We start from the raw sequence: 18999 nt of genomic DNA on the forward strand, positions 1-18999 counted from the left end.
GGCGCGTCTTTGCGATTTCTGGTGGTTCCACCAAGTGGCAAAACCGGTTGGGCCGGTATCAGGATCACTTTCTCGTATCGCGCGGAACACCTGCCCCTTGCGACATTGAGAGATGGTTGGCGCGGGGCGTTTTTGCGTGTAAGGCTGCCGACAGCTTATGCTCTTATGCTTAGGTCAGGGGTCCTATGACAAAATCGATCGTCAAGCTGTTTGGCCTGGCTGTGGTGGCGCTGCCGCTGGCAGGATGCGGGCTTACCAGCTCGACCACCCAGCCGACCGTCGCCGCCGCGCCGCCCACGCCCGCCACCAGCAATTCGCCGATCCTCGACAGCCTCGATCCCGCCGATCGCGCCCGCGCCGAGCAGGCTCGGCGCACGGCCCTGGATGGCAAGGCCAAGGTCAGCATCGACTGGAAGAGCGACAGCAACGCCACCACCCATGGCAGCGTGGTGGCCGGGCCGCTGCAGAACCAGGGCGCGGCTCCGTGCCGGCAATATTCCCAGACCGTCTACAAGGACGGCGTGCCGAGCGTCGCCCGTTCGACGGCGTGCCGGCAGCCGGATGGCGGTTGGGTCAACAGCTGAGGCGTTTTGCGATCGGGCGGAAGGGCCGGGAATCGCAGCGACGCGTCGGGACGACAAGCCGGAGCGAAGAGGTGTTCGGTCATGAACGCGCTTTGCTGCGGCGATATCTGGGCGGGCGGGGTGCGGTCGCGCACGCTGCCCGCAGCCGATGGGTGATAAGGCGTCTCTGCGCGTTTGAAACGCCCAAATTAGGCCTTATGGCCAGCGCAAGAGATCTCGAATGCTCCTTTGGATAGCCCTGGCCGCCATGACCGGCCTCGCAGCTCTGGCATTGCTGTGGCCGTTGGCGCAGCGTGGCGGCGCCGTGACGCCGCAGGCATCCGATGTCGCCATCTACAAGGACCAGTTGGCCGAGATCGATCGCGATCTCGAGCGCGGGCTGATCGCCGGGAGCGAGGCGCAGGCCGCCCGCATCGAGGTCTCCCGCCGCCTGATCGAGGCCGATGAGGGAAAGAAAGCCGAGAAGGACCGGCAGCCGGCCGCGCAGGCGGCCAGCGGGCGGCGGAGGTTTGCCGCGTGCGTCGTCCTGGTGGCGGTCCCGCTGCTCAGCCTCGGGCTCTATGCCTATCTCGGCTCGCCATCGAGTCCCGACCAGCCCCTGGCGGCCCGGCTGGACGGCAATATCGAAAACGCCTCGCTCGATGAACTGGTGGCCCGGGTCGAAGCCAAGCTGGCGGAGAATCCCGAAGACGGCCGCGGCTGGGAATTGATGGCGCAGATCTATCTGCGCCAGCAGCGCTTCGAGGATGCCAAGCAGGCCTATGCCAACGCCCTGCGGCTGCTGGGGTCGACCGCCGAACGCGAGGCCAATTTCGGCGTCGCCGTCGTCGCTGCCGCCGACCGCATGGTGACGGCCGACGCCAAGGCCGCCTTCCAGCGGGCTCTCAAGCTCGATCCCAAGGAGTTCCGTTCTGCCTATTTCCTCGGCCTCGCCAGGGAGCAGGACGGCGACAAGAAGGGGGCGATCGAGGCCTGGCAGGCCCTGATTGCCGACAATCCCAATGCTGCCGACTTCCTGCGGCAGGAAATCGCCAGGGTCGGCGGGCAGCCCGGATCTGCTCCCGATGGCGCCGCTCCCGATACGGCTGCACGCGGCCCTTCACAGGACGATGTCAGGGCAGCCCAGGCGATGACTCCGCAGGAGCGCGGCAAAATGATCCAGGGCATGGTGTCCGGGCTGTCCGAGCGGTTAAAATCGCAAGGGGGCAGCCCGGAGGAATGGATGAAGCTGATCAAGGCCTATAGCGTGCTCGGGCAGGCGGACAATGCCCGCACTGCGCTCGCGGATGCCCGCAAGGCCCTGGCCAATTCGCCCGATGCCGTCAGGCAGATGGACGAGCTTTCGAAGGCATTGGGTCTATGACGCGCAAGGGCAGACGTCTGGCGATGATCGGCGCAGCCGGTGTGGTCCTCGCGGCTGCGGTGGGCCTGGTGCTGTTCAGCCTGGGCGGCACCATGTCCTATTTCGCCGGGCCGAGCGACATCGTCGGCAAGCAGACCACGCCAGGCCAGCGCTGGCGGCTGGGCGGCTTGGTGGAGCAAGGCTCCCTGCAGCGCGGCAGCGCATCCGAGATCGCCTTCACGGTGACCGATACCAACAAGTCGATCAAGGTCGTCTATTCGGGTATCGTGCCCGATCTCTTCCGCGAGGGGCAGGGCGTGGTGGCCGAGGGCGTGGTCGACAGCGCCGGCGTCTTCCAGGCCGATACGCTGCTGGCCAAGCATGACGAGAAATACATGCCCAAGGAAGTGGCGGATGCGCTGAAGGCGCAAGGCCACTGGGAAGAGGGCGGCGCCTACGGGAAAAAGCCATGATCGTCGAAGCCGGCCACTACGCACTCGTTCTCGCCCTCACGCTCGCCGTGATCCAGTCGGTGCTGCCGCTGTGGGGCGCTCGCGCGGGCGATCTCGGGCTGATGCGCATCGGCACCAGTTCCGCCCTGTTCCAGCTTCTCTTCGTTGCCATGGCGTTCGGCGTGCTGACCTATGCCTATGTCAGCTCGGATTTCTCGCTTACCAACGTGTTCGAGAATTCCCATTCGGCCAAGCCGCTACTCTACAAGATTACAGGCGTATGGGGGAACCATGAGGGCTCGATGCTGCTCTGGGTCCTCATCCTGGCGTTTTTCGGCGGGCTGGTGGCTGCTTTCGGCCGCAACCTGCCGCCGACCATGAAAGCGACCGTACTGGCGGTGCAGGCCTGGATCAGCACGTCCTTCCTGTTGTTCATCCTGCTCACCTCCAATCCCTTCACCCGCCTCACGCCGGCGCCGATGCAGGGGCAGGATCTCAACCCGATCCTGCAGGATGTCGGCCTCGCCATCCATCCGCCGCTCCTCTATCTCGGCTATGTCGGTTTCTCCATCGCCTTTGCCTTTGCGGCTGCCGCATTGATCGAGGGGCGCATCGATGCCGCCTGGGCGCGCTGGGTCCGGCCCTGGATCCTGCTGGCCTGGATCTTCCTGACTCTGGGCATCGCCATGGGCTCCTATTGGGCCTATTACGAGTTGGGCTGGGGCGGCTGGTGGTTCTGGGACCCGGTCGAGAATGCCTCGCTGATGCCGTGGCTCGCCGGTACGGCGCTCCTCCACTCCGCCTTGGTGATGGAAAAGCGCAATGCCCTCAAGGTGTGGACGATCCTGCTCGCCATCCTCACCTTCTCCCTCTCCTTGCTCGGCACCTTCCTGGTGCGCTCGGGCGTGCTCACCTCCGTGCACGCCTTCGCCACCGATCCCAGGCGCGGCGTGTTCATGCTGGCGATCCTGGTGCTGTTCATCGGCGGTGGCCTCAGCCTGTTCGCCTGGCGCGCTTCAGCCCTGAAGCAGGGCGGCATCTTCGCGCCGATCTCGCGCGAGGGCGCGCTGATCCTCAACAATCTCCTGCTCACGGTGAGCTGCTTTGCCGTGTTCATCGGCACGCTCTACCCGCTGGCGCTGGAGGCCCTGACCGGCGGCAAGGTGTCGGTCGGTCCGCCTTTCTTCGACCTGACCTTCGGGCCGCTGATGCTGGCGGTGCTGGTGGTGATGCCGTTCGGGCCGTTCCTGGCCTGGAAGCGCGGTGACCTGGCCGGTGCCATGCAGCGCCTCGCCGCTGCGATCGGCCTGGCCATCCTGGCCGCGCTGGTGACGCTGTGGCTCAAGCAGGGCGGGCCGGTGTTGGCACCGCTCGGCGCAGGCCTCGCCTTCTTCATCATGGCGGGAGCGGTGGTCGAGATCGCCGGGCGCATCAAGTTGTTCCGCGAGCCGCTGGGATCCAGCCTGCGCCGGGCAACGGGCCTGCCGCGGTCGGCCTTCGGCACGGCCTTCGCCCATTTTGGCGTCGGCGTCACGTTGATGGGCGTCGTCGCTGCCTCGGCCTGGCAATCGGAGACCATCGTGGCGATGAAGCCCGGCGAGACCGCCACCTTCGGACGTTTCCAGGCCACCTATGTCGGCGCAGTACCCAGGCGCGGCTCGAACTACACGGCCACCGAGGCGCAGTTCGTGATCCGCCGCGATGGCGTCGAGATCGGCCGCATGACGTCCTCCAAGCGTTTCTATCCGGCGCGCCAGATGCCGGTGACGGAAACGGGCATCAGCACCCATGGTTTCGATCAGATCTATATCGGCCTCGGCGACAACCTGCCGGATGGTGCCATTGCGGCCCGGCTCTACGACAAGCCGCTGATCACCCTGATCTGGCTCGGCTGCCTGGTCATGGCGTTTGGCGGCCTGCTATCGCTCTCGGACCGCCGCCTGCGCGTCGGTGCCCCCAAGCCGGCTCGCCGGCTTGCCCAGACCATGCAACCGGCCGAATAGGCGATGGCGAAGCGCTTCATCCTCGCCTGCCTTTTCGGCCTCATGGTGCTGCCGGCGCTGGCCGTGCAGCCGGACGAGGTTCTGCCCGATCCGGCCCTCGAGGCACGCGCCCGCGCGCTGTCGGCGCAGCTGCGCTGCATGGTCTGCCAGAACGAGTCGATCGACGATTCGAATGCCTCGCTCGCCAAGGACCTGCGTATCCTCGTGCGCGAGCGCCTGAAGGCCGGCGACAGCGACGCCGAAGTCAAGGACTTCCTGGTTGCCCGCTATGGCGATTTCATCCTCTTGAAGCCACCTCTGGAATGGCGGACCCTCGCTTTGTGGTCAGGACCGCCGGCATTGCTGCTGCTGGGCGGCATCGCCATCTTCCTGTCGACGCGGCGGCGGCAGGCTGCTGCTCCTGCACCGCTCAGTTCGGATGAGCAGGCCAGGGTCGACGATATCCTCAAGCGGGAAAGCTAGGCCGCGGATCGCCGCGGCCGCCCGGTTCGCGATGCGGAAGAGGTTTGCTATCGGCCGGTCTCGAACAGGAACCAGGCTCGGCGTTCGGTTTCGTCGATCCAGTTTTCGATCAGGCTCGCCGTTGCGACATCGCGGTGTTCATCGCACAGATCGTGGGTCTCGCGCAGGAAGCCGACCAGGCGCTTGTTGTCGTCGAGCAATTCGGCAAGCATGTCGCCGGGCGTGACGAAATCGGCATCATTGTCCGACAGGCGCTGCAGCCGCCCGATATGGCCAGCCGAGCGCAGCGTGGTGCCGCCGATCTTGCGGACCCGCTCCGCGATGGCGTCGGTCATGGCGAAGATCTGATCGGCCTGCTCGTCCAGCAGCAGATGATAGTCGCGAAAATGCGGGCCCGAGACGTGCCAGTGGAAATTCTTGGTCTTCAGATAAAGGGTGAACACGTCGGCAAGTAACGTCGTGAGTGCGCCTGACAGATCCTTGGTCGCATTGGAACCCAGATCGGTGGGGACCCGCAGATCCGCCGTCTTCAATGCCTTCGCCTTGTCCTTGGCCATCAAGTCGTTTCCTTTTGCTATCAGGTCGGTGGCGCTCCTCTCCAGCCCAAGCGGAACCATGACAGAGAGGCAGCCTTCATAGAACATCGCTCGGCCAGCAAGGTTCATCGCAGATCGAGCTTGGACAATCGTTGGACCGCCATGGCCCTGTCTGCTTTGCCCGGTTGCTCGTGCACCGATCTCATCTTGAATCAAACCGAACCGGCGCGGTGATGGTCCGGCTGACGCCAGCCGGCGGCGCGGGAACGGGCGATGCCCTCCGGACCAGGGACAGTACCTCCTGGTCGAGTTCGACAGAACCCGAGGAGCGGGCGAGCGAGGCTGCCAGCACGTTGCCCTCATCGTCGATCCGGAAGCGGACATAGGCAATACCGCGTTCACCGCGCGAACGGGCGCCGGCTGGATAACGCTTGCGCCGTTCGAGATGCGCCATCAACTGCGAGCGCCACTGCGCCGGCGCCTGGCCGGACAGCTGGCCGGAGCTGGTTTGCCGGGCCGCGTTGCGGCTCGACTGGTTGGCCTGGACCTGTGCCACGACGGCCGCCTTCGAAGCCTCCTGGGCGTGCTGAGGGCGTGGCTTGGCTGGCTTTTGCTTGGGCGGCTTCTTCGGCTCTGCCCGGAGAGTGGTCTGCTGCCTCGCCTTCACCTCGATGGGCCGCTGCTGGGGGAGCTGTACTTCGGCCTGCGTGACCTGCGTCGGCGGCGTTTCCATTGTCGGCTGCGGCTCGGCCGCCTCCGTCACCGGCTCCGGAGCCTGGACCTCCTCGATGGGGTCGGCGGGCACGGGCTCCTCGGACGCCGGGACCGCCTCGCTTGCCGCCTGGGGCTCCGCCGCCTGCAGGTCGGGAGAGATCTCGTTGGTCTGGGTCTGCATCGCCTCCGAGGTCGGCGCGAACTCGATCATGATCGCCGGCGGCGGCGCATCGGCGGAAGGCGCTGCCGGCGACGGCCACAGACACCAGATGGCAATCCCAAGGTGCAGGCTGAGCACGACGAGACCCGCGCCGGCCCAGAGAGCCAGATCCGCGACGCGGCTCCCGGAGCCTGAGACGGTTTGCCAATCGGTCACGATAGGGTGCCTTCCGGTACGCTCTCCAGTTCGGCCGGAGTTATCGTGGGATAGCTGGCCTCGCGCTGCTTGTGCATCAGCGCCGTCAGAATGTGGCGGTGAGCGAGGCGTAGAAGGTGCGCCCCGGGCCCGGTTGCTGCACCAGGCTCAGGGGGTCGACGTAATATTGGTCGGTCAGGTTCTCGACGCGGACGCTGCCCGTGAGGTTCTTGCTGAACTTGTATTCGGCGAAGACGTCCACCAACGTGTGCCGTTTCCAGTCGACCAGGGCGATGAACTGGGACGCACCCTGCGCCGTCACGTCGCCATGGCCGATGGCGCGCGCGCCGACATGGGAAATCCGCCCGCCCACGGTGAGCGCATCGTCCATCAATTTCTGGGACAGCGTGAGCGCCAGCGAATAGCGGGGCGGAATATGGTTGGTCGAATAGTCGGCATAGAGCGACTTGTTCTCGCAGGTTCCGGCGGTGCGGCAGAACTCGACATTGGTATAGTAGTTGGCCGCAAGGTCCGCCGTGAAGCCGCCGAGCTCATAGCGTCCGGACAGTTCCAGGCCGGAAAAATGGGCGCGGTCGATGTTGAAGATGCGCATGCCCGACACGCCATTGGGGAAGGTGTACCATTGGCGGGCAATGTAGTCGTCGACTGTCCAGTCGAAATAGCCAAGCTTCAGCATGCCCTTGTCATTCGCCGACAGCAGGCCCTCCCGGCGCAGATTGGTGCCGATCTCCCAATTGCTGGAACGTTCGGGCTTCAGATGCGAGTTGACGTTCATGGTGAAGGCCGAGACCGATTCCATGATGCTGGGCAGCCGCATCGCATTGGAATAGTTGACGTAGAACTGGGTGCCATCGAAAGGCTCGACCGTCACGCCGATCGAGGGGCTGATGCCGCCCTTGGCCAGCCTGGTGTCGTAGGTGTAGTCGGGGCGCACCAGTTCGGGGGCGTTGCGATCCTCGGACCAGAAATACTGGTAGCGCAGCCCCCCGTTGAGGGTAAGCCAATCGACGGGCCGCCAGGCGACCTTGGCGAAACCGGCGGCCTCATGGCGGATGCCGTCGCGCAGGTCCAGCCAGGTTTCCGCCTCCTTGGTGCCGCGACTCGGGCGGGTGTCCTCGCCCCGATAGGAGACGCCATAGGTCAGGTCGGCCGAACCATAGGCCAGTTGGAATTTGGAGGTGTTGGTGATCTCGGCACCCCACATGTCCGTGTCGGATCCGGAGCGGAAATCACCCGGCCTGGGCGGCCTGTAGCCGGCACGCAGCGGATTGCGCATCTCCAGCTTGCTCCACCACAGATTGGCCTTGAGGTTGATGAGGTCATTGTCCTCGGGCTTCCAGCGGTAGCGTAGCGTTACGCTGTCCACCGAGGTTCCCGTGGTCTGTGCCTGCTGGACTGCCTGGCCCCGGTCATCGGTAAGCCGGGAAGCGAGAAGGTCGCCTGCCTCGCTGCGAAAGCCGTTGTAGCCGAGCTGCACACTGTGGCCGTCGCCGAAGCGCACCGTTCCCTTGGCGAGCCAGGATTGCGTCTCCAGCTGGGTGTTCAGCACTTCCTCGCCGGCGCGATAATTGGCGATGCCGCCATTGTCGATATAGTCCGTGTAGTTCTGGCAGTAGGTGGGCGTGGAGCAGACGCGGCGTGGCCCCAGATGGATGGGATAGGCGGAAGGCCCGTTCGTTCCCGCATGATAATTGCCCTGCTTGCGATAGGCGTAGCCGGCGATTAGGTCGAAATTCTCCTCCTTCACCGCAGCCACGACGCTGCCCGAGCCGCTCGTCGGCGACAGGAGGGCCGGCCGGTCCATGCCGGTCGGCGAGGGCGTGGCCACCGGGGAGGCCCAGGAGGCGTAGGGCCACTGGTAGCCGGCCACCGCGCCGGCTTTCGGCGAAGAGGTATTGGTGCCGAAACCGCCACGGACGCGCACGCCGTAATTCTTGCCGTCCTGCACGATGTCGGCGGCATCGAGCGTGCGCATGGCGACTGTGCCGGCAATGCCGTTGGAGGTGACGTCCGACCCCTTGGTGATGTCGATGCCGCCGAGCAGGTCCGGGTCCACGAAGGTGCGGTTGGACGTGCCCTGATAGCCCTGGTAGACGGTCACGGCATTCTCGGCTCCGTCGACCGTCACCGCGACGCGGCCCATGCCCTGCATGCCGCGGATGTTGACGTCGATGGCACCGGCACCGTTGCGCGCTTCGCCCGATGTCACGCCCGGCGTGCCCCGGAAGATGTCGGCCGGGCTCGATCCCCGGAAGCGCTCGATGGCCTTTTCCGAAATGTAGGCGGTGGGCGCCGGCGTCTCGTAGGGGGCTTCCTGCTGATTGCCGCCCTGGCCGGCCGTCACGGTGATGACGTCGAGGACCAGCGAGCCGTCGTCGGCAAGCGGGGCCGCCGTGCCGGCAGCACGCCCGCTGATGGTCACGGTGTTGGCGCTGGTGAAGCTGTAGGAGAGGCCTGTGCCCGCGAGAAGGCGCGAAAGTGCCTGTTCGCGGGTGTAACTGCCTGATAGGGCAGGGCTGGTCCGGTTGGCGACCAGGGACGAGGCGAACAGCAACCGCAACCCGGCTTGATCGGCAAAGCGGGTGAGCGCCGGGCCCAGGCCCTGCTGGCGGATGTCGAGGCGAATACTGCCCTGCTGTGACGTTTGCGCATAGGCGGTGCCGCCGCACCATGCCGACGCCAGCACCATGCCGATCGATACCGACCCCAAAAGTGCGATCCTGGTGAGGCCGCCAAAGCCGCACCCCTTGTTATGTCCCAATCTTCTGCTGTCCATCAATCCCGCCCCGCTGACCAAAGGGGGGAGGGCAGGCGTTTCCTGAAAACGTCTGCCAGTCCCCCATATCTCCAGGACGAAACGAGACCGGCGATCTTGCAGCGCATCGGCAGGAAAATTTCGAAGTGCTCGCGGAAGAGGGGAGCGGAACCATGTCCCAAGCGCTCGAGGGAAGGCGGCTTCAGTGCAGGATGGTGACGAAGGGCAGCCGCGTCACCTTGACGGGGAGCGTTGCCTCGAGGGTGGAGAGCACGGATTCCGGGTCGGCCAGTTCGAATACCCCGGTCACCTCCAGCGACTGCAGGCGGGCGCTGGTGATCACGATCCTGCCGCGGCGCTGGCGCTCGATCTCGACCACGACATCGCCCAGCGGCCTCTGGTTGAAGATGAGCTTGCCCCTGCGCCAGGCCGTCTCGGATTCGGCGTCGACGGGTTCGGCCGCGAAGGGCTGCCGGCCTGTTCCGTAGCGCACCCGCTGATCGGCTGCCGCGAGTACGCCCGTGCCGGGTCCGGCACCGGCCGTCACGTCCACTTGTCCCTCCACCACGGTAACGACCACTTCCTGCGAACGGATGTCGACGTCGAATACGGTTCCCACGGCCCGCGCTTGCCCGCCATTGGCCGCCACCACGAAAGGCCGTCCGGCGTCCGGTCGGACTTGAAACAGCGCCTGACCTGCGAGCAGTTCCAGGCGCCGCTGGGCGGCATCGAAGGAGACATTCAGCGCGGTGTCGCCGTTGAGAAGGGCGGTGGAGCCGTCCGGCAGGGTTATCGTCGCGCGTTCTCCGGCACCGGTGCTGTGGTCGGCGAACAGATGCTGGCGCAGAAGGCTGGAACCGGCGACGGCCAATCCACCGATCGCCACACCACCAAGCACTGCCCGTCTCGTCAATTTGGCGCGGGCATTGCGCTGGACCTTGTCTCCGGCAAGGCCGAGGCCATGCCAGATCGTCTCGGCCTCGCGGGCAGCCAGTTCATGTTCGCGGCTCTGCCTGCGCCAGGCCGCGAAAGCCTCATGGTCGGCTTTGCCAGCCTGGCCGGAATGGAGCCTAACCAGCCAGTCGATGGCCGCGTCGCTGAGTGCGAGATCGGCCTGCTGCCTCTCTTGGCCTGGTTCCGTCTGTCTGGTCGGCGTTCTCGTCACCATCCGCTCCCGGCAATCTATACGTGCTCGGCCGAGAGGTCAGGCGATGGCGCGGAAATGGTCGCGGCAATGTCGTAGCGCCTGGGTGAGGTAGCGCGCCACCATGCTTTCGGAAACGCCGAGTCGCTTTGCGATGTCCCGATGGGAAAGGCCGTCGCAGCGATTCAGCAACAAGGCCGTGCGTGGCTTGGCTGCGAGTTTGGCCAGGCCGATGGCCAGGAAACGCAATTGGTCGCAATCGATCGTGATCGTCTCTGGTGACGGTGCGCTGTCGGCGACCGCCTGGAGAATGGCTTCGTCGCTGAGGCAACGGGCCGAATGCCGACGATCCTTGCGGGCGAAATCGATGGCGATGTTGCCGGCGATGCGTAGCAGGAAAGCCTGCTGGTCCTGAATGGGGCCTCGCGTTCCCTTCATGTCCGCCAGCCGAAGCCAGGTTTCCTGGACGGCCTCCTCCGCGAGATCGTGCGAGCCACTGCGTTTGCGCAGCAGGCTGCGCAGCGTCTTCCATTGGCGCAGATAAAGCGACATCAGGTCGTCACGGGCATCGGTCGTGGTGAACGTCGTCATCGGCGTCGCATCGGAAATGGAAACGAAGTCGCGCTTCGGGAGGGCGATGCGCGTCAACTTAATGCAGGACCTGATATCTCATCAATAATTTCCCTGCAACATCAATAGTTTAGATGAATTCTAAGGGGTGCGGAAAACCGGTGCCGTCCGGTGGGATGTGCGCTTATAGCGCGACAGGGGCCGGCATCCAGCCGGTGGGACATGCTCTCGAGCGGGAAAAACTGCGTCTTACTAAAGAGTAATCCGGCGGAAAAAGAGCCGTAATGTTGGTCAGGGCATTGTCACCGGCAACGGCGCTGAATGGGGGCGCTGAAGCAAAGGCGACCGGTCTATCCCTACGGAAGGCCGTGTCATTATGGAGCCTATCACGATGAATTCATCCGATCATGACATGAAGCCGAAGGCCGGTATCCTCGCCCGCCGCCGCACGCGCCTGATGGCTGCCGTGTTCGGCCTTGGCGTCGCCGGCGCGGTTGCCGGCAACTTCGTGGTCATGCCATCCGTCACGCCCGCTTTCGCTCAGACCCAGAGCCAAGCCGTTCAATCTGGCGTCGCGCAGCCGGGCTTTGCCGATATCGTGCAGAAGGTGCGGCCGGCAGTGGTTTCCATCAAGGTCAAGACCGAAACCAATGCCAGCGCTTCCGACGACGACAATGACGGTGCGCCGGCCAATCCGTTCGAGTTCTTCTTCAACGGGCCCGGTGGCGGCAACATGCAGCCCGGCCGGCCTCGCAAGCAGTTCGGCATGGCGCTGGGCTCCGGTTTCTTCATCTCGGCTGACGGCTATGTCGTGACCAACAACCATGTCGTCGACCATGCCAAGGAAGTCGATGTCGTCACCGATGGCGGCAAGACCTATACGGCCAAGGTGATCGGCGTCGATCCGAAGACCGACCTCGCCTTGCTGAAGGTCCAGGACGATGCGGGCAAGTTCCCCTTTGTCGAACTCGAACTGCAGAACGAACCGCGCGTGGGCGATTGGGTCCTGGCTGTCGGCAATCCCTACGGCCTGGGCGGTACCGTGACGGCGGGCATCGTGTCGGCGCGTGGCCGCGATCTCAACAACTCGACCTATAACGACTTCCTGCAGATCGACGCTCCGGTCAATCGCGGCAATTCGGGCGGGCCGACCTTCGACCTCTCCGGCCGCGTCATAGGCGTGAACACGGCGATCTACTCGCCGTCCGGTGGCTCGATCGGCATCGGCTTTGCCATTCCCGCCGAGACCGTCTCGCGTGTGGTCTCGCAGCTCAAGGCCGATGGCCAGGTGACGCGTGGCTATATCGGCGTGCAGATCCAGCCGGTCACCCAGGATATCGCCGACTCCATCGGCCTGAAGAAGGCTTCGGGTGCCCTGATCGCCGACGTCACCAAGAACGGTCCTGCTGCCAAGGCCGGCCTGCAGTCGGGTGACGCCATCACCGCCGTCAACGGCAAGGAAGTCGGCGATTCTCGCGAGCTTGCCCGCGCCATCGCCGATGTGAAGCCCGGCGAGACCGCCGACCTGACCGTCTGGCGCGACGGCAAGGAGCAGAGCGTCAAGGTCGAGACCAGCAAACTGCCGGGCGACAAGCAGCTGGCCGATGCGCGCTCGCAGCAGGATGACGACACCGGCGGCAAGAGCTCGCTCGCCAGCCTGGGCGTCGAACTGGCGCCGGCTGCTGCCGTTGCCGGTGCCGGCAAGGCCGGTGTGGTCGTGACCGATGTCGATCCAGGCAGCCCCGCTGCCGAATCGCTGCGCCCGGGCGACGTCATCCTCGACATTGCCGGCAAGCCGGTGAGCAATGTGCGCGAGGTTCGCGAGATCCTTTCGAGCGCCAAGGCCGACTCCAAGCGCACCGTGCTGCTGCGCGTGAAGAACAATGACGGCCTGCACTTCGTCGCCCTGCCGATCGGCAAGGCCTGATCCGAGCTGAAACGCCGATGCGGCTGCCCGTCACGGGCGGCCGTGACGGCACCTTGGCTCGAATCCATGTCCCCCCCACCCCGTTCGCTCCGGTCGGAGCAGATCGGGATGGGGGGTGCATTCTTGAAAACACCGTGTGAATGCTGCGGGCGCGGATCATTGCGCCCCTATGAGGTGACCTCGAAATGTGGCAAAGCTCGTCTCAGACGCCTTCAACTCGAAATCTGAATGAGTCTGAAACCAAAATGCGTATTCTGATCGTCGAGGACGACCGCGACGCAGCCGCCTACCTGGTCAAGGCCTTCTCGGAAGCGGGACATGTTGCCGACCATGCTGCCGATGGCTTGAGCGGCTATGCCATGGCCAAGGACGGTCCCTATGACGTGCTGATCGTCGATCGCATGCTGCCCAAACTCGATGGCCTTTCGATGATCTCCCGCCTGCGCCTCGAAGACACGCAGACACCCGCCCTGATCCTGTCCGCGTTGGGCGAGGTCGATGACAGGGTCAAGGGCCTGCGCGCCGGTGGCGATGACTATCTGCCCAAGCCCTATGCCTTCTCCGAGCTCCTGGCTCGGGTCGAGGTCCTGTCGCGCCGGCGTCCCGGCAAGGGCGAGGAAACGGTCTATCGGGTCGGCGATCTTGAGCTCGACCGCCTGTCCCATGTGGTCAAGCGGGCGGGGGAGGAGATCGACCTCCAGCCCCGGGAATTCCGGCTGCTCGAATATCTGATGAAGAATGCCGGCCAGGTGGTGACCCGTACCATGCTGCTCGAGCATGTCTGGGACTACCACTTCGATCCCGGCACCAATGTCATCGACGTCCATGTGTCGCGCCTGCGCTCCAAGCTCGACAAGGGCTTCGAGAAGCCATTGCTGCACACCATTCGCGGGGCGGGCTACATGATCCGCGACAGTGCGAAATAAGCCATCCCGGCAGGATTCCACCGCGTGAAGATGAGGAGCACTGCGTCGGGGGCTGAATCGGAAAGACTGGCTGTGACCGGACTGCGGAAACTGATCCGAACCACGGCCTTCAAGCTGATGGCCGCCTATCTGCTGGTGTTCACGCTGTTCGCGGCTTCGCTGCTCGGCTATTTCTTCTGGAATGCCCAGCGCCTCCTCGGCTCGCAGATCAGCAATTCCATCAATGCCGAGATCAACAGCCTCAGTGACGAATATGCCCAGGGTGGCGTGATGCTGCTGGCCTCGACCATCGAGGCCCGCACCCGCCGGCCGGGATCGCTGCTCTATCTGCTCACCACGCCGCAGGGGGAGGCGCTCGTCGGCAATGTCAGCGAACTGCCCGACGGTGTCCTCGATAAGCCAGGCCTCAGCAATATTCCCTATCGCCGTGATGATGGCGGCAAGGCCGGTCCGCGCACGGCGCTGGTGCGGGTTTTTGCCCTGCAGGATGGCTACAAGCTCCTCGTCGGCGTCGATCTCGACGAGCAGAGCCGCGTGCGTGCGATCATGTTCAATGCGGCACTGTGGTCGGTCGGCTTGATCATGTTGCTCGGCGTGGCCGGCGGCTGGTTCGTGGCGCGGCGCGTGCTGCATCGCCTCGACGACATCAATGCCACCAGCCGCTCCATCATCGACGGGGACCTCACCCGCCGCCTCAAGGTCGCAGGCACGGATGACGAATTCGACAGGCTGGCCTCGACGACCAATGCCATGCTGGATCGCATCCAGGAACTGATGGCGGGCCTCAAGGAGGTTTCCGACAACATCGCCCATGATCTCAAGACCCCGTTGACGCGCCTGCGCAATCACGCCGAGGAGGCGTTGCGAACGGCGAAGGACGAGGATGCCTATCGCGCTGCGCTCGATCGCACCATCGAGGAGTCAGACGGGTTGATCGGCACCTTCAACGCTCTCCTGATGATCGCGCGGGCGGAAGGCGGCCGTATCGACGGGGCGCTCAGCGAGTTCGATGTCGCCGAGGCCGTGCATGCAGTGGCGGAGCTCTACGAACCCGTTGCCGAGGAGAGCGGTGCCAGGATCGTGGTGGCGGCGCAATCGCCCTTGGCGCTGCACGGCAACCGCGAGCTGGTCAGCCAAGCTTTGGCCAATCTCATCGACAACGCCCTCAAATACAGCCCCAAGGAGGAGGGCGGACCGGCTGGCGACGTGACGATTGCGGCCGAGAAACGCGACGGGCGCGTCATTCTCAGCGTGGCCGATCATGGCGCCGGCATTCCGCAGGCCGACCGGCAGAGGGTGCTGGAACGCTTCGTCCGGCTGGAATCGAGCCGCACGCGCCCGGGCTCCGGCCTTGGCCTGGCGCTCGTCTCCGCCATGGTGAAGCTGCATGGCGGCACGATCCGCCTGGAAGACAACCAGCCGGGTCTACGTGTGGTGCTGGAATTGCCCGACAAGCCCGCCGAGGAGCCGGTGCCGTCCAAGCTCGCCCTGCGCCGCCCGGGCTTGCGCGTTCGCTCCTGAACCGGACACCTGCTCGAGAGCATGCTACGTCGTAGCGACGGCATTCGAAGTCAGCCATTTGCGCATGCGAATTGTTTGAACCAATGCTATCGCCAAGGAACGACAAGAAGAGCGTGAAAGCAGGGTGAGGCGGCGGCATGATTCCCATTGAAGACAAACGTCGTGTCAAATCCCGCTTCGCCGATCTGACGGACGTATTGGATCCGGCCGCCCAACCGACCGTCGCAACGGCGCTGGGGGGCGGGCAGGGCCATGCCGTGCTGGCCGGGCTTGCCACCGCCTCACCCTTCCTGTGGGGGCTGGCCCTAGCCGATTCCGCCCGCCTGGAGCGCATCCTGGCAGGAGCGCCAGGGGCGGTGCTCGAAGAGGCGATCGCACGTGCCAAGGCTCGATGCAGCGCCGCGGCCGATATCGCCGAGGCCATGCGGGCCCTGCGCCTGCTCAAGCAGGAGGCAGCCTTGCTGATCGGCATTGCCGATCTCGGCTGCGTCTGGCGGCTTGCCGAGGTCACGGCGGCCCTGACGCGCGTGGCCGACGAAAGCGCGACGCTGGCCTTGCGTTTCCTGCTGCGGGAGGCCGCCGCCGCAGGTCGTTTCCTGCCGTCCGATCCTGAAAATCCGGACCGGGATTGCGGCTTGGTGGCATTGGCGATGGGCAAGCAGGGCGCGTTCGAACTGAATTATTCATCCGATATCGACCTGATCGTCCTCTACGATCCGGAAACGGCGCCCTTGCGCGAAGGGCTGGAGCCGGCGCCTTTCTTCGTGCGGCTGACACAGGGGCTGGTCAAATTGTTGTCCGAGCGCACGGCCGATGGCTATGTCTTCCGGGTCGACCTGCGTCTGCGGCCCGATCCGGGAGCCACCGCGATCGCGATCTCGCTTCCTGCCGCCTATGGCTATTATGAAAGCGTCGGGCAGAACTGGGAACGGGCGGCGATGATCAAGGCGCGACCCTGCGCCGGTGACATCGCGCTGGGCGAGCGTTTCCTGGCCGGGCTGGTGCCCTTCATCTGGCGGCGGCACCTCGACTATGCCGCCATCGCCGATGTCCATGCCATGAAGCGGCAGATCCATGCCCATAAGGGCCATGAGGCCATCGCCGTTGCCGGGCACAATCTCAAGCTCGGGCGCGGCGGCATCCGCGAGATCGAGTTCTTCGTGCAGACCCAGCAGCTGATTGCCGGTGGCCGCAATCCCGACCTGCGCGGGCGCGGCACCATCGCCATGCTCGCCGCCCTGCAGGAAGCCGGCTGGATCACGCCGGAGGCGCGTGACCAATTGACCGAGGCTTATGACTTCCTGCGCGGGTTGGAGCATCGCCTCCAGATGATGGCGGACGAGCAGACCCACAGCCTGCCGGCGGAGAAGCAGGTACTCCTGGAATTTGCCCGCTTTGCCGGCTACGCCGATGTGGAAGCCCTATCCAAGGCGCTGATCTCTCGCCTGGAGACCGTGCAGCAGCATTATGCCCGCTTGTTCGAGGCCTCGGCGCCGCTCGCCAGCGATGTCGGCAGCCTGGTCTTCACCGGCAAGGAGAACGATCCGGAGACGCTGAAGACCTTGGAGCGCCTGGGCTATGCCTCGCCTTCGCAGGTGGCGGAGATGATCCGCGGCTGGCATCACGGACGTTACCCCGCCATGCGCTCGGCCAAGGCACGCGAGGATCTCACCGAACTCACGCCCGCTCTGCTGCAGGCGTTGGCCAAGGAGGGGCGTCCCGACAAGGCCTTGTTCGTGTTCGACGGGCTGCTCGCCCGCATGCCCTCGGGTTACCAGCTCTTTTCGATCCTGCGCAACAACGCCAAGCTGTTTTCGGTGCTCGCGCGCGTGCTCGGCGTGGCGCCACGCCTGGCCGAAGTGCTGGTGCGGCGCCCGCATGCGCTGGACGGCCTGCTCGACCATGGTGCCGAGGGAAACGACGCTCAGGCCTGGATCGATTCGCGCCTCGCCGGTGCGCTCGCGACGGGCGAGAGCTATGAGGACAAACTCGACCTGGTGCGCATTTTCGTGCGCGAGCGCATTTTTGTGCTCGGCGCCCGCCTGCTTTCCGGAGAACTCGATCCCCTGCTGGTCGGCGAGCAGATCACCGCCCTGGCGCAGGCCGTGGTCAGGGCCTTGCTCGATCTCGTCATCGCCGAACTGAAGCAGGCCCATGGCAGCCCGCCCGGTGCCCGCGTCGGCATCCTTGCCATGGGCAAGTTCGGCGGGGGGGAATTGACCTCTTCCTCCGACCTCGACCTGATCGTGCTCTACGACCATGATCCCGATGCCATTGAAACTGACGGACCCCGCGCGATCGCCCCGTCCGTCTGGTTCGCCCGGCTGACGCAGAGGCTGATCGCCGCCCTCTCGGCCCCGACGGGAGAGGGAACGGCCTTTTCCGTCGACATGCGGCTGCGCCCGTCCGGGCAGAAGGGGCCGGTCGCCATCCATATTGACGGGTTCAGGGAATACCAGCTCAAGGAAGCCTGGACCTGGGAGCATATGGCGATGACGCGAGCGCGCATCGTCGCGGGTGACGCCGAGTTCGGCCGCCTGATCGAGGAGACCATCGCCGGGATCCTCGCCGTCGAGCGCGAGCCGCGCAAGATTCTCAAGGACGTCGCGGAAATGCGGGTCCTGCTCGAAAGCGAGAAGGGCGGGCGCGGGCCGTGGGACCTCAAGAATGCCCGGGGCGGCCTGGTCGATATCGAATTCATCGCCCAGACCCTGCAGCTCCTGCATGCGGCCACCCATCCGGCCATGCTCGATGCCAATACCGGCCGTGCCCTCGACAAGGCCCTGGAAGCCGGCGTGCTGGCCAAGACGGCGCATCGGCGCCTCATCGAGGCCTGGCGGCTCTACACCGCTCTCTCCCAGGTGATCCGTTTTTGTGTCGGCGGTAATCTCGATCCCGACAAGACATCCGAAACGGGCAAGATCCTGCTCAGCCGCGTGGCCGAATGCAGTGATTTCGACGAACTCAACGCCGTCATCGGCGTGACGCAGGCGCAGGTGCGGAACATTTTCAAGCAGGTCGTCGGCGGGAAATAAGCCCGCGCGGCGATGCGGCCCATTCATCCCTGGTCTCCCTTCGAGCGGGCTCGATTTTGCCGCTCGGACGTGGAAGAATGATTGCGATCACCGCTTCCCGACGGGAGGCTTCATTGGGAGTTTTCTGCCAATGAGCGACACCGACCTTCGCCCTCGCACCAAGGCCAGAACCAGGACCCAGCGGCCGCAGCTGCACAAGGTCATCCTGGTCAATGACGACTACACCCCCCGGGAGTTCGTGGTGGTGGTGCTCAAGGCCGAATTCCGGATGAACGAGTCACAGGCCTACCGCGTTATGCTTACCGCCCATCAAAGAGGCGTCTGCGTGGTGGCCGTGTTCGCGCGCGACATTGCCGAGACGAAGGCGACCCGGGCGACGGATATGGCGCGCAGCCAGGGCTATCCCCTGTTGTTCACGACGGAGCCGGAAGAATGAGCACGCCCCGCACGACACAGTCCTACGATGCCGAGATCGCGATCATCCGCGAAAACATCCGTCAGTTGATGGAGCAGGCGGCGGCATCTTCCGGGGCCGCGAATGAGGACCTTCTGGCCGACCGCATCGCGGCCCAGGAGGCGCGGCTGGCGGCGCTGCAGCAGCAGATGGATGGGGCGCGTGGCGCCGATGAAGGAGGCAAGAGCCGAACCTGAT

General features: G+C 65.1%; 16 protein-coding genes. 11 read left to right on the top strand and 5 right to left on the bottom strand.

Annotated elements, in window-relative coordinates; translation table 11 throughout:
* The first annotated feature begins 185 nt into the window (after nucleotides 1-185).
* The 5 genes from ACTJKX_RS02340 to ACTJKX_RS02360 all read left to right on the top strand — a co-directional run bounded on the left by ACTJKX_RS02340 (nucleotide 186) and on the right by ACTJKX_RS02360 (nucleotide 4843).
* On the top strand, nucleotides 186-584 hold the full coding sequence (locus ACTJKX_RS02340) for a hypothetical protein (RefSeq protein ID WP_311933362.1): 399 nt from the start codon (nucleotides 186-188) through the stop codon (nucleotides 582-584).
* Nucleotides 585-804: 220 nt separating this feature from the next.
* On the top strand, nucleotides 805-1947 hold the full coding sequence (gene ccmI, locus ACTJKX_RS02345) for a c-type cytochrome biogenesis protein CcmI (protein ID WP_440724231.1): 1143 nt from the start codon (nucleotides 805-807) through the stop codon (nucleotides 1945-1947).
* Nucleotides 1944-2399 (top strand): cytochrome c maturation protein CcmE, encoded by a 456-nt coding sequence (gene ccmE / locus ACTJKX_RS02350; RefSeq protein WP_068296783.1) that lies wholly within the window; start codon nucleotides 1944-1946, stop codon nucleotides 2397-2399. Before ccmI ends, ccmE begins: the two co-directional genes overlap by 4 nt.
* On the top strand, nucleotides 2396-4381 hold the full coding sequence (locus ACTJKX_RS02355; protein WP_440724232.1) for a heme lyase CcmF/NrfE family subunit: 1986 nt from the start codon (nucleotides 2396-2398) through the stop codon (nucleotides 4379-4381). The genes ccmE and ACTJKX_RS02355 overlap by 4 nt, the downstream gene beginning before the upstream one ends.
* A gap of 3 nt (nucleotides 4382-4384) precedes the next feature.
* Nucleotides 4385-4843 carry a cytochrome c-type biogenesis protein gene (locus ACTJKX_RS02360; protein ID WP_440724233.1) on the top strand — a complete coding sequence of 153 codons (459 nt, stop codon included), beginning with the start codon at nucleotides 4385-4387 and terminating at the stop codon, nucleotides 4841-4843.
* Between the two features lie 47 nt (nucleotides 4844-4890).
* Here the strand turns inward: ACTJKX_RS02360 and ACTJKX_RS02365 are convergent, their stop codons facing one another.
* The 5 genes from ACTJKX_RS02365 to ACTJKX_RS02385 form a co-directional block, all read right to left on the bottom strand.
* Entirely contained in the window at nucleotides 4891-5400 is a 510-nt protein-coding gene (locus ACTJKX_RS02365) for a Dps family protein (protein ID WP_068296793.1), read from the bottom strand.
* Between the two features lie 181 nt (nucleotides 5401-5581).
* Nucleotides 5582-6469: a TonB family protein gene (locus ACTJKX_RS02370; protein WP_440724234.1), complete on the bottom strand. Its 888-nt coding sequence runs from the start codon at nucleotides 6467-6469 to the stop codon at nucleotides 5582-5584.
* 85 nt (nucleotides 6470-6554) lie between these two features.
* Entirely contained in the window at nucleotides 6555-9245 is a 2691-nt protein-coding gene (locus tag ACTJKX_RS02375) for a TonB-dependent receptor domain-containing protein (protein WP_440724235.1), read from the bottom strand.
* A 181-nt stretch (nucleotides 9246-9426) separates the two neighbouring features.
* Entirely contained in the window at nucleotides 9427-10392 is a 966-nt protein-coding gene (locus ACTJKX_RS02380) for a FecR family protein (RefSeq protein WP_440724236.1), read from the bottom strand.
* A 36-nt stretch (nucleotides 10393-10428) separates the two neighbouring features.
* The gene (locus tag ACTJKX_RS02385) at nucleotides 10429-10959 is read right to left on the bottom strand and encodes an RNA polymerase sigma factor (protein ID WP_440724237.1); all 531 of its coding nucleotides are present in this window, start codon (nucleotides 10957-10959) and stop codon (nucleotides 10429-10431) included.
* A 370-nt stretch (nucleotides 10960-11329) separates the two neighbouring features.
* On the opposite strand from ACTJKX_RS02385, the gene ACTJKX_RS02390 reads away from it, so the two are divergent.
* From ACTJKX_RS02390 to ACTJKX_RS02415, 6 genes are all read left to right on the top strand, one after another.
* Nucleotides 11330-12865 (top strand): Do family serine endopeptidase, encoded by a 1536-nt coding sequence (locus tag ACTJKX_RS02390; RefSeq protein ID WP_367624046.1) that lies wholly within the window; start codon nucleotides 11330-11332, stop codon nucleotides 12863-12865.
* 245 nt (nucleotides 12866-13110) lie between these two features.
* Complete coding sequence (locus ACTJKX_RS02395; protein WP_068296804.1) at nucleotides 13111-13791, top strand: response regulator transcription factor; 681 nt, start codon at nucleotides 13111-13113, stop codon at nucleotides 13789-13791.
* Between the two features lie 72 nt (nucleotides 13792-13863).
* A complete protein-coding gene (locus ACTJKX_RS02400) occupies nucleotides 13864-15312 on the top strand; it encodes a sensor histidine kinase (protein WP_367624045.1) in 1449 nt (482 codons plus the stop codon).
* Nucleotides 15313-15449: 137 nt separating this feature from the next.
* Nucleotides 15450-18347, top strand: a complete 2898-nt coding sequence (locus tag ACTJKX_RS02405) for a bifunctional [glutamine synthetase] adenylyltransferase/[glutamine synthetase]-adenylyl-L-tyrosine phosphorylase (protein ID WP_440724238.1) — start codon at nucleotides 15450-15452, stop codon at nucleotides 18345-18347.
* Nucleotides 18348-18477: 130 nt separating this feature from the next.
* Nucleotides 18478-18783 (top strand): ATP-dependent Clp protease adapter ClpS, encoded by a 306-nt coding sequence (gene clpS, locus ACTJKX_RS02410; RefSeq protein WP_311933349.1) that lies wholly within the window; start codon nucleotides 18478-18480, stop codon nucleotides 18781-18783.
* Entirely contained in the window at nucleotides 18780-18998 is a 219-nt protein-coding gene (locus ACTJKX_RS02415; protein ID WP_394310087.1) for a hypothetical protein, read from the top strand. Before clpS ends, ACTJKX_RS02415 begins: the two co-directional genes overlap by 4 nt.
* The last annotated feature ends 1 nt before the right edge of the window (nucleotide 18999 follow it).

This window comes from Labrys sp. 22185 (assembly GCF_052045555.1).
GTDB classification, from domain to species: domain Bacteria; phylum Pseudomonadota; class Alphaproteobacteria; order Rhizobiales; family Labraceae; genus Labrys; species Labrys neptuniae.

Coding starts and splice junctions, on each gene's coding strand:
- ACTJKX_RS02340 (WP_311933362.1), top strand. CDS start 186: ATGACAAAATCGATCGTCAAGCTGTTTGGCCTGGCTGTGGTGGCGCTG.
- ccmI (WP_440724231.1), top strand. CDS start 805: ATGCTCCTTTGGATAGCCCTGGCCGCCATGACCGGCCTCGCAGCTCTG.
- ccmE (WP_068296783.1), top strand. CDS start 1,944: ATGACGCGCAAGGGCAGACGTCTGGCGATGATCGGCGCAGCCGGTGTG.
- ACTJKX_RS02355 (WP_440724232.1), top strand. CDS start 2,396: ATGATCGTCGAAGCCGGCCACTACGCACTCGTTCTCGCCCTCACGCTC.
- ACTJKX_RS02360 (WP_440724233.1), top strand. CDS start 4,385: ATGGCGAAGCGCTTCATCCTCGCCTGCCTTTTCGGCCTCATGGTGCTG.
- ACTJKX_RS02365 (WP_068296793.1), bottom strand. CDS start 5,400: ATGGCCAAGGACAAGGCGAAGGCATTGAAGACGGCGGATCTGCGGGTC.
- ACTJKX_RS02375 (WP_440724235.1), bottom strand. CDS start 9,245: ATGGACAGCAGAAGATTGGGACATAACAAGGGGTGCGGCTTTGGCGGC.
- ACTJKX_RS02380 (WP_440724236.1), bottom strand. CDS start 10,392: ATGGTGACGAGAACGCCGACCAGACAGACGGAACCAGGCCAAGAGAGG.
- ACTJKX_RS02385 (WP_440724237.1), bottom strand. CDS start 10,959: ATGACGACGTTCACCACGACCGATGCCCGTGACGACCTGATGTCGCTT.
- ACTJKX_RS02390 (WP_367624046.1), top strand. CDS start 11,330: ATGAATTCATCCGATCATGACATGAAGCCGAAGGCCGGTATCCTCGCC.
- ACTJKX_RS02395 (WP_068296804.1), top strand. CDS start 13,111: ATGCGTATTCTGATCGTCGAGGACGACCGCGACGCAGCCGCCTACCTG.
- ACTJKX_RS02405 (WP_440724238.1), top strand. CDS start 15,450: ATGATTCCCATTGAAGACAAACGTCGTGTCAAATCCCGCTTCGCCGAT.
- clpS (WP_311933349.1), top strand. CDS start 18,478: ATGAGCGACACCGACCTTCGCCCTCGCACCAAGGCCAGAACCAGGACC.
- ACTJKX_RS02415 (WP_394310087.1), top strand. CDS start 18,780: ATGAGCACGCCCCGCACGACACAGTCCTACGATGCCGAGATCGCGATC.